The sequence below is a fragment of the Halorubrum lacusprofundi ATCC 49239 genome (genome assembly GCF_000022205.1).
Classification (GTDB): domain Archaea; phylum Halobacteriota; class Halobacteria; order Halobacteriales; family Haloferacaceae; genus Halorubrum; species Halorubrum lacusprofundi.
On sequence record NC_012028.1, the window covers coordinates 516,756 to 525,943 of the forward strand.

At 52.3% G+C, this 9,188-nt stretch carries 10 protein-coding genes; 5 read left to right on the forward strand and 5 right to left on the reverse strand.

The window, feature by feature from the left end; all coding sequences use genetic code 11:
- The first annotated feature begins 36 nt into the window (after nt 1–36).
- The 3 genes from HLAC_RS15885 (at nt 37) to HLAC_RS18200 (ending at nt 1,379) form a co-directional block, all read left to right on the forward strand.
- Complete coding sequence (locus tag HLAC_RS15885; protein ID WP_015911624.1) at nt 37–318, forward strand: AbrB/MazE/SpoVT family DNA-binding domain-containing protein; 282 nt, start codon at nt 37–39, stop codon at nt 316–318.
- A complete protein-coding gene (locus tag HLAC_RS18195; protein ID WP_015911625.1) occupies nt 315–806 on the forward strand; it encodes a type II toxin-antitoxin system VapC family toxin in 492 nt (163 codons plus the stop codon). The genes HLAC_RS15885 and HLAC_RS18195 overlap by 4 nt, the downstream gene beginning before the upstream one ends.
- Before the next feature lie 168 nt (nt 807–974).
- Nucleotides 975–1,379 carry a helix-turn-helix domain-containing protein gene (locus HLAC_RS18200; RefSeq protein ID WP_015911626.1) on the forward strand — a complete coding sequence of 135 codons (405 nt, stop codon included), beginning with the start codon at nt 975–977 and terminating at the stop codon, nt 1,377–1,379.
- A 40-nt stretch (nt 1,380–1,419) separates the two neighbouring features.
- Here HLAC_RS18200 and HLAC_RS15895 read toward each other — a convergent pair whose 3' ends face one another.
- The 3 genes from HLAC_RS15895 to HLAC_RS18210 all read right to left on the reverse strand — a co-directional run bounded on the left by HLAC_RS15895 (nt 1,420) and on the right by HLAC_RS18210 (nt 4,022).
- On the reverse strand, nt 1,420–2,784 hold the full coding sequence (locus tag HLAC_RS15895; RefSeq protein WP_015911627.1) for a restriction endonuclease: 1,365 nt from the start codon (nt 2,782–2,784) through the stop codon (nt 1,420–1,422).
- A 156-nt stretch (nt 2,785–2,940) separates the two neighbouring features.
- A complete protein-coding gene (locus HLAC_RS18205) occupies nt 2,941–3,426 on the reverse strand; it encodes a toxin-antitoxin system TumE family protein (protein ID WP_015911628.1) in 486 nt (161 codons plus the stop codon).
- A gap of 5 nt (nt 3,427–3,431) precedes the next feature.
- Nucleotides 3,432–4,022, reverse strand: a complete 591-nt coding sequence (locus tag HLAC_RS18210; protein WP_100190874.1) for a DUF7342 family protein — start codon at nt 4,020–4,022, stop codon at nt 3,432–3,434.
- A gap of 371 nt (nt 4,023–4,393) precedes the next feature.
- Here HLAC_RS18210 and HLAC_RS15900 point away from each other — a divergent pair, with 371 nt between their 5' ends.
- On the forward strand, nt 4,394–5,104 hold the full coding sequence (locus HLAC_RS15900; RefSeq protein WP_015911630.1) for an adenine nucleotide alpha hydrolase family protein: 711 nt from the start codon (nt 4,394–4,396) through the stop codon (nt 5,102–5,104).
- 246 nt (nt 5,105–5,350) lie between these two features.
- On the opposite strand, the gene HLAC_RS15905 is transcribed toward HLAC_RS15900, so the two are convergent.
- Both HLAC_RS15905 and HLAC_RS15910 read right to left on the reverse strand, forming a co-directional pair.
- Nucleotides 5,351–5,860, reverse strand: coding sequence for a PIN domain-containing protein (locus HLAC_RS15905; RefSeq protein ID WP_015911631.1), 510 nt, complete (start codon nt 5,858–5,860; stop codon nt 5,351–5,353).
- The gene (locus HLAC_RS15910) at nt 5,857–6,441 is read right to left on the reverse strand and encodes a DUF7437 domain-containing protein (protein WP_015911632.1); all 585 of its coding nucleotides are present in this window, start codon (nt 6,439–6,441) and stop codon (nt 5,857–5,859) included. The genes HLAC_RS15905 and HLAC_RS15910 overlap by 4 nt, the downstream gene beginning before the upstream one ends.
- A 377-nt stretch (nt 6,442–6,818) precedes the next feature.
- Here HLAC_RS15910 and HLAC_RS15915 point away from each other — a divergent pair, with 377 nt between their 5' ends.
- Nucleotides 6,819–8,969 carry a type B DNA-directed DNA polymerase gene (locus HLAC_RS15915; protein ID WP_015911633.1) on the forward strand — a complete coding sequence of 717 codons (2,151 nt, stop codon included), beginning with the start codon at nt 6,819–6,821 and terminating at the stop codon, nt 8,967–8,969.
- Nucleotides 8,970–9,188: the final 219 nt, after the last annotated feature.

The window sequence follows — 9,188 nt, forward strand, 5'->3', positions numbered from 1 at the left end:
CTCATTACGTATTACTTCATATCTCCAAGTAGAGACATGCCACGCATCACCACAAAAGGTCAAGTCACTATCCCGAAGGAAATTCGAGAGACGCTCGGAATTGAGCCCGGTGACGAGATCGCCTTCGAAGAGGTTAGTTCTGGATACAAGATTCAAAAGAAAGAACCGACTACCGCAGACGGAAACGATCCTTTTGCTAAATACCGCGGCAGTGCCGAAAGCGACGAGACCATGCCCGAACGCATGCGTCGACTTCGTAGGGAGTACCCCCGAGACGTAGGAGACGATTGCGACGATGAGTCGGAGGCAGAGGCGTGATCACGTCGGTCGATACGAACGCCCTTCTCGCGCTGTTATACGATGATGATTATACAGACAAGAGTGAAACGGAGCTTCGACGTGCCTACCGAGATGGTCGAGTCGTCATCACGTCAATTGTGTACGCTGAACTTTCAGCAGATGGTCACTTCGATTCGACATCCGAATTAGACCAATTCCTCGAAGATTTCAGTATTCAGGTTACTGAGCCATCGCAAGAAGCACTTTTCCAAGCTGGCGAAGGATTTCAGCGATATTCTACCCGCCGACCAGATGGGCTTCAGTGTCCATCTTGCGGGGCAAAGCAGACTGTTCAGTGTGAAGAGTGTAGTGAAGATCTTGCACCACGTCAGCATATTGCTGCAGACTTCATTATTGGTGGGCACGCAACTGTCGATTGTGATGCGTTGGTTAGCTTTGATACAGCTTTCTATGAGACATATTTCCCGTCATTGACCATATATCCGGAATCATCGGCCCACGACTGAGCAGCTGTTTCGGACGCACTTGAGTTCAAGAGACCCAGTCTTGACGCCGTTGATATCTACACAACCCAGTAGCTCGTCATCTAGACGAGACAACTCAGATGGCTGGATCCAATTCGTATTTGGGCGAAACGCATTTGCACGCACCATTCAAATAATGAAATAACGAGTATGTCCGATCACCCGGCACATGAGATCGAATCCGTCCGGAATCGGCTTAATGTCGTTACCCAGGAGACACGATTCGCGCTTCTCCAAGATATTCTTGGACATCCCTCGGAATTGCCGACGTTGAAAGAACTCGATTACGTCAATCCAAGCAAGAGTCAGACGACGATCCGGCAACATCTTGAGCAGCTGGTTGATGCGGATATCGTTGAACAGGTTACCTTGCCGAAAGACCGACGCCAAAACGATCTTCCGTACACATTCTACGGGATCAGCGATAGTGGTCGACAATTCCTCAAAGAACACAAGCTACTCCGCGCACAGGATACGCTCCGAGAAATCTACGATCGGATAGAGAAGACAGATGACATCATCCGATACGAGACTGCCCCGCGACCTGAAAACTGACCGTAATGGATCTGGTCAGAGGGTCGAGTGACCCTACCGTTTAAATGATGCCGCCGATGATGAGCAGACCAACGACAATCAAGAGCGTCATGATCACACTTCCTCCGGCCAGCAGCGTGTTCTCCATAGCCTGCTTGTAAAACGGCATTTCAGCGTATTCAGTACGGAAGGATTCGAGATTCTCCTCGTCGTAGAAGTACTTCGTCTTGAGCGCGAACCGGTCGGTGACCGCACAACCCGTACAGACAGGCTCACCGGTCAGCCGTTCAGTTTCGATGTGACTCCCACACGCAACAGCGCCACAGTTCGCGCAATAGGTGTAGGTTTCGTCGACGCCGTGTGTCTCACAGTGGACGCAGCGATGGATACCGTCCTCAATCGTAACCCGAGAGGGGCCTGCGGCGTAGTACTCGTAGGGATGGCTGTAATCCTTCAGATGCGTCGTCTGTCGAACCTCCGGGAGGAACACTGGGTCAATAGACTGCACTGAGATATCCGAAAGGTTCGGCTCACAGGTCTTGTTGTAGGTCACGTTGTTGCCACCGGTGTAAGTCACCGTCGTCGTGTGGAACTCCTGGAGCCGGTCGACTGCCCACTCTTTGTATTCGGTTTCGGTCTGGCCGAACCGGTGATCACTGACCTCGTCGAAGACCTCCTGAAACCGCTCAATATCGAGGTCGACCGTCGTGTGACGATTCTCCGCGACCAAGGTTGCAACGGCATCATCGGCTACCGACGGATGACCGCGACCGGCGTGGACAACAAAGTTGGTTCGCTCATTAATTCGGTGGATAACCCCTACAGAAGTCTCGAATACCGCATTCGTGTCAGCAGTGACCGAGACAATTGGATTGAACGTGACCTGTGTGTGCGGCTCCGGAATTTCTGTGCTGTCGATGTTTTCGATATCACGGAAGGCCTCTTTGATTGGTACTTCGATGGACGCTGCCGGATCGTATGGCCGGAGCGTCTCGTCACAGAGAATCTCGATGCGACCATTATAGAGATCGAGGCCGATCTCGTCGGCGATCCGCCGGAGGTCCTGGCCATCGGTGAGTTCGATCTGATACGGATCGTCATTCTGTTTCAGCCTGTCGGCGTACTCCTGTGCTGGCCCGGTGAACCGACCAGTCGTCACGACCATACCGCGTTTCGGACCGTCGAACTCGAACGTCGCAATCGCGGAATGGAGTTTCTGGACGACCGGTCGACCAACTGAATCGGTGTGCTTGCACTCGACGACGACAGCCCGGCGGATTCCGTCGACGACTTCCTCCATCAAGATATCCCGTCCCTCATCAGCCGTTTTCGTCGCTTGCCGCACGTTTTCGTATCCGAGATTCCGGAAGACGTCCTCGATCACATCCTCGAATTCGAAGCCGGAGAGATCGTCCAGGACAGCCATACTGATACTACCAACACTATTCTGTTAGCAGTATATACAGTATTTGAAACCGACAGTCGCAGATTTAGACGGTGAGAAGTCGGTTAGTTATCTCCGCTGTACGGCGGTTTGACAGTGTCGACGACCCGTACGTCGAAATTCAGATTTGGCCGAAGATTATGGCGGATTTTCACCGGTGTTGAGGTGTTTGAATGACTCCCTGTGATATGCCACTCGCCACAGTTTCAACACAGCCCGTGTCACGAGCCGGACGTCGACCTGTTTGATACACGAATCCTCGACATCAGCGGGATCTGACGATGCATCTGGCGGTGGATGGAAGTGACCAAGATCGCTTACGTGTGGGAAGTCGTCACCAGTTGGGTGTCTTCCCCACCGAAAATTCTGGTTCAGGGAGTCTGTATAGTGAAATTTATAGTCACCTTGGGTTGTCCACTGAACATCAATCCGGGCAGATTCTGCATCACACAGTCCATCAGCCAATTCGATTGTGAGATGATTCGGTGACAAGTAATCATCCACCGTTGCTGTAGCTAGCGGTTCTTCTTGATCACAAACATCCCGAATTGTGAGGAGTGCTTTTCGATCAATCGCACCACGCAAGGTGTGAGATTCTTCTGAGAGATACTCGCGATCAGACATCGAATCTATGGAGATGCGCTCGTTTTGGAGTTCGGCACGTTCTCGTCGTTGATGAATCGCTGGGCGCTCGAAATCGAAAGCGCAGCGTTTGCGAACGCGAGATTACGACGGGTTGTTTTCCATTCCAGGAGATCAGCGTCGACTTGGTCGTGATCAACGCTCTGTGTTGTGAGAGTCTCATCGGCAGCTTTGACCGACAACTCTTCGGGTGACTCAGCGTCGTACTTCTCTTGGAAATCTCGGATGGTCGACCGGAGTTCCGAAACACGCTCACGCAGTTCTGCTACGGACAGCTCCTCAAGGATATCGGTCGCCTGCTCAACGACAAGCGATTCTGAAGATCGAGAGTACAGCGTCGCCCCATGGTCACCGGGTTGTGTTGAGACAAATCCGTCGTCTGAGAGCGTATTGAGATGCTTTCTGGCAGTCTTTTCTGAAACGTGTGCTCGCTCAGCGATAGCAGCGACGGGTTCTGGGGAGTATGCGTGGCTAATGATTTCTCTGACGCGAGTATACGGACTCATCTCCTGCTTCCATTCTTCAACGACTTCCTCATTGACATCATCAAACGGTTCTGGAGGGGGTGTATCAGGCATGGGTACACATACAATGTGAAGTATCATAGCTATTTTGGTGTAGTACTATATTACTTCAGAGCAGATTGAGTTCATCAGGCTCTGTTGAAACCCTTGGTAGTTGATACAAACAGTGTGCTGCATACAAGGCGCGTATCTCGCACAGAAGTTCTTCGAAAACCAGCTGGTCGGATCGGTCAAGACACAGCATTCATCGACCGGCCGTTTCATTCGATATTACGTCTGAAGAACAGATTCAACAGAACCGAGTATCACGCACCTCCCGTTAAAACGACGATGTAGTCAGACAGATCGGCTCAGAACGAATCGGTTACACTCATATCGTACTGTCTTTGCGTAAGTATTAGTTTGACGCGTCAGAGACGACCACTATGGAACACCCGAGTGTTCTCGTGTTCGTCGAATTCCCTGATCCGAAGTTCCCGACCAGTGGGTTCTTGAATGGTCTCGCGTACCCGGACGCGGAACTCATCGGCTTCTACCAGGTTGACGAAGACGAGTCCGTTGAGGAAGCGCGGGCCGAACATGACGAAGAATTCAGAGCGGAACTAGCGAGACACGCTGAACAGTTTGAGGAACGAGGAGTACGGACCGAGTTCGACCTCACGTTCGACGACGATCCGGTTGAAACACGCGAAAAGGTCGCCAAGAAAGATGGCGTTGATGCGATTCTCACGTCTGGAGGAGCAAATGCACTTGGAAGAGTGTTGATCGCTTCCCGTCACACGAAGAATGCGGAGGCGAAGGTGAATACGCTCCTCAATATAGTTGACCGTGACGAGCTTCTCTCAGTGGACCTCATACACGTAGCGGATCCAGATGACCCGGAGGGAGAAGCTGAGGGTGAAAGCGTCTTAAAATCGATGAGTTCGATCCTCACCGACCAAGGGATCCCGTCGATTCGAATCAATCAAGAGGTACGGAAAGGGTCGGACGTATCGTTCGAACTGAGACAAGCAGCTCGCAACTACGACCTGTTCGTAATGGGTGCAACCGAACAGGATGTCGGAGATGAAGTATTTGGCCCAGTTGGTGATTATATCGTTCACGAACAGGATGTTGCTGTTTTGACTCTTCGGTAATCTTCGCCTCGTCGGGAGGCTGTTCCCGATGGTCAGCAGATGAAGTCGTATTGAACCCACACATTCACCGACTGGGTAATCCATTCGACTTGAGGCGAAGTAATCGAAGCCGTCGTGCTGACTTCATCCTCTATATTCAGCACGACCGTCAAAATATATCACTAATTGAGGATTTCAACAAGGCCAATCAAACCGTAATCGACAACAGTCGTCAGAGGATGGAACTGCAGACAAGCTTTGATAGCACTACCGGTCGTCTGGGAGCAAATCCTCGATGAACTGGAAGCCGTTAATAAAGGTGATTGAGTCGCCATATCCTTCAGTCGCCAGTACAGTTTCAGCACCCTCACCCGCAGCAATATCAGTCGTGTAAATGTACACACTCGTGGCTGTGCCCGCACTGAGGTGTTGAGCTGCTAATGCAGCAAGGGCGGCATCGGCCCGTTCGACCTCATCCGCTGGGCGGTCATCAGCGTTCGCGATGTATCGTTGGACACCATCCATCGCACGTGAAACGCTTGGTTGTGAGAACTCAAGTGGGGGAGCGACTGCCGTCCAGCCCTCCTCAATCGCTTTGTCGACTGGCAACTGCTGGCTGTCAGAGTTGTCCATGGTGAGTTCATTGTACACCCGCTCTGGAAGCACAAAGGTGAGATCGTTGCGGCGGGCGAACTGGCGAACGACTTTATATCGTTTATTCGATGGCTTTCCCATCGCAACGAACAGGCCGGTATCGCCAATATGCAGTGAACTCACGTGTCGAATTGGTCGACATCAATCGCGTCGAGTGAGGCTCCTGAGGATTCGATCTCGTAGTATTCGTCGACGACAGGACCGAGTGCCTGAAGAATGATTTCGGCGGCCAGCGGTGAGATGTCGAGGTCCTGAGCCATCAATCGGTGAGTCATCTCGCCCCGTTCGCGTGCGACGGCGTAGGTGAGCGCCGTTGCGAGACCAGCAACCCCGTGACGGTCGATGTACGTATCGATATCGTCGTTTGTCTCGCGACGGCCGACTGCATCAATCAATGCTGGCGTAATCGTGTACTGGCGATCTTTGCTGGCCGTTACGGTCAAGTCAATCTCATTGGCGGCATACTGACGAGGTTGCTCAGTTTGGGTTACCTCGACAACGCCAGTATCGACGAGTCGGTTTACATAGCTGTAGGCGGTTCCCTGAGCGAGCCCAAGATCATCTATCACATCTTGAACAGTGGCCTTGCCTTCATGAGCGAGATACGTGTACAACTGAGCCAGCTGTGGCTCTTCGAGAAGGTCCGCAACCGAAAGGAAATCACGGACGATGTTCCCGGTGGCCTGTTTCGAGGTGCGTGGCATAGGTTTGTTCTCACTTACAGATTACAGCGAATCCGTAAAGAGTGTTTGGATCATTTTTCCGGAGTTTCTTAACCTACAAAACAGAGACAGCCAGCATTTGGTCTTTCCAGGACGCAATGCGACAGGCATTGGCAGCTTGACCAACACCCAATCGGAGAGACCCTGATGATGAGTCGACTATTGCATTACGAGTGGAAAGAGCAAATATTGTTGGTTAATCTTTGATCAGATCACAAGACACAGTAGACCGTCTCGGGGTCAAGCCTGAGGCACTCGGCGCGCTCGGAGTATAAATCCAAGAAACCTGGAAGCTACACGCCATTGGTTATGTGAAAATCTGGAGTCAAAGATAGCATGTCAGGAGTATCAAAGAGACGATGCCGTTCACGATAGATATCCTCGATGATGGAAGTATTCTCGAATGGGAATCGACAGCCGACGGCACAGTCGTAACCGAGCACGACGACTATACGCCACGGTTCTACGTTGGCCCGCGCTCACCCGACAGTGATATCGACCTCACGAAGCTTCGGAGGATCTACGAGAATCATCCTGATGTCGTCGCAACCGAGATTGTTTCTCGGCGGCCAGGATTCCGTCGCGATGGCGAGGAGGTTCTCGCCGTCGACGTTACTCACGTCAACCGGGTCACAACACTTGCTCCCCAAGCACGCCAGCTATCGGAGTTCCCAATCGGGGATCTTGCCTGCTTCAACGTCGACTTCTTGCGGGAATTCCGGTACTGCTTAGAGAACGATATCGATCCAACCCCGGCAAGTGAATTGTCGACACTCCGGCTTAGCGTCCCAGTAACGGAGACGACAGGAGATGCCTACACAGAGCTGTCCGTCGACGGCGAGACGATTACAGGGTCGACAGAAGACATTCTGACAGCTGTACAGGCTGCGGTCGACGAGCGCGATCCCGACATTCTGGTCTGTTCAACGAGCCAAATCATTCCCACACTGCACGAGATGGCCACGCACGCTGGCGTCGGCAACTTTTCACTGAGTCGATGGCCCGATGTCGACTACCAGCAGCTGGCTAGTCAGTCGACGTATTCGAGTTATGGTCGGGTGGGCCACTCACCGGCCCGATACAATGTTCCCGGTCGTGCGATCATCGACGAGTCGAACACGTTCTTCTACGGAGAGACGAACCTTGACGGCGTTCTCGATCTCGTCTCCCGTTCGAAAAAGCCTGTTCAGGAACTCGCGTGGGCATCGATCGGGAACGTCCTCACCGCAATCCAGATCTGTGAAGCCCACGACCGCGGCATATTAGTCCCGTGGAACTCCTGGAGACACGAGTTCTACAAACCGATGGGAACACTCCACGACGCCGACCGTGGTGGATTCATCTTCGCACCAGAGGTCGGCTTGCATGAGGATGTTCACGAACTCGACTTTTCGAGTCTGTATCCGAACATCATCTGTACGCGCAACGTCTCGCCTGACGTGATTCGATGTGAGTGTCACCGTGATCGTGATGATGTTCCTGGACTCGGCTATTCGATCTGCGACGAACGCGGCTATCTTGTCGACGTTCTCCAGCCGATCATCGATGCTCGTGATGATATCAAGGCTGCAATCCGTCGTGAACAGCAGCGAGACGAACCCGATCAGGCACGGTTCGCAGAACTCGAAGGACGGTCGGGAGCACTCAAATGGATTCTCGTTGCCTGCTTTGGCTACCAGGGGTTCAGCAATGCGAAGTTCGGTCGGATCGAGTGCCACGAGGCAATCAATGCCTTTGCTCGTGAGATTTTGCTGACGGCGAAACAGCAGCTCGAAGCTAGTGGATGGCGTGTCGTCCACGGGATTGTCGACTCAATCTGGGTGACTCCCGACCCCGACGTCGACGATAGCCAACGGGAGGACCTCGATGTACTTGCTCGTGAGATCACCGACAGAGTCGAGATCCGTCTTGAACACGAGGCTCACTATGACTGGGTCGCGTTTGTCCCGCAACGAGAAAGCACCGCTGGCGCGTTGACGAAGTACTTCGGAAAGGTCGCTGGTGAAGACGAGTTCAAACTACGGGGTATTGAGGCTCGACAGCGGTCGACGCCGGCGTTTGTCGAGGAGATCCAGCGAGAGTGTCTCGACCGCCTCGACGAAACACGATCTCCGGAAGCAGTTCTCGGGTATCTCGAACGAGCCATTGCGGAACTCCACGCTGGTGACGTGGCTGTCGACCAACTCGTCGAACGAAATCGTGTGTCTAAGCCGTTGGAGGGATACACGCAGAACACCCTGAACGTGGCGGCTCTGAAGCGTGCTTGTGATCAGAACCTTGCCGTCCATCAAGGACAGGATATTGAGTATGTAGTTGTCGACGACGAGAAATCCTCGCGAGATCGCGTTTCTCTTGTTCACGAGGATGGCGAGACGTATGATCCGTCGTACTACGAGACACAGCTTGTCCGCGCTGTCGAAAGTGTCCTCTCACCGCTTGGGTGGGACCGAACAGACATTCGACGGGAACTCGCAGAGACACAAGAGACGATGATCCTAGGATGGTATTGATTTGAATGATGATCAAATAGGGAGTCACACACCACCCTGCAAGTGTTCTCTAAATACGAAAGCGTCTATTTCACTCAGGTTGATATAAGCTCGCAGTATATAAAACGGATTCTTAAATAGTTCTTTACTAGACTTACTACACTCTAAAACCGATAGAAGGAAGCACGATTTTCAATTCAAGAATACCGGCAACAACAACAACAACAACAACATTTATAA

Excerpts from the sequence above, each read along its gene's own strand:
- HLAC_RS15895 (WP_015911627.1), bottom strand. The coding sequence starts at position 2,784 with ATGGCTGTCCTGGACGATCTCTCCGGCTTCGAATTCGAGGATGTGATC.
- HLAC_RS18200 (WP_015911626.1), top strand. The coding sequence starts at position 975 with ATGTCCGATCACCCGGCACATGAGATCGAATCCGTCCGGAATCGGCTT.
- HLAC_RS15915 (WP_015911633.1), top strand. The coding sequence starts at position 6,819 with ATGCCGTTCACGATAGATATCCTCGATGATGGAAGTATTCTCGAATGG.
- HLAC_RS15910 (WP_015911632.1), bottom strand. The coding sequence starts at position 6,441 with ATGCCACGCACCTCGAAACAGGCCACCGGGAACATCGTCCGTGATTTC.
- HLAC_RS15900 (WP_015911630.1), top strand. The coding sequence starts at position 4,394 with ATGGAACACCCGAGTGTTCTCGTGTTCGTCGAATTCCCTGATCCGAAG.
- HLAC_RS15885 (WP_015911624.1), top strand. The coding sequence starts at position 37 with ATGCCACGCATCACCACAAAAGGTCAAGTCACTATCCCGAAGGAAATT.
- HLAC_RS18205 (WP_015911628.1), bottom strand. The coding sequence starts at position 3,426 with ATGTCTGATCGCGAGTATCTCTCAGAAGAATCTCACACCTTGCGTGGT.
- HLAC_RS18210 (WP_100190874.1), bottom strand. The coding sequence starts at position 4,022 with ATGCCTGATACACCCCCTCCAGAACCGTTTGATGATGTCAATGAGGAA.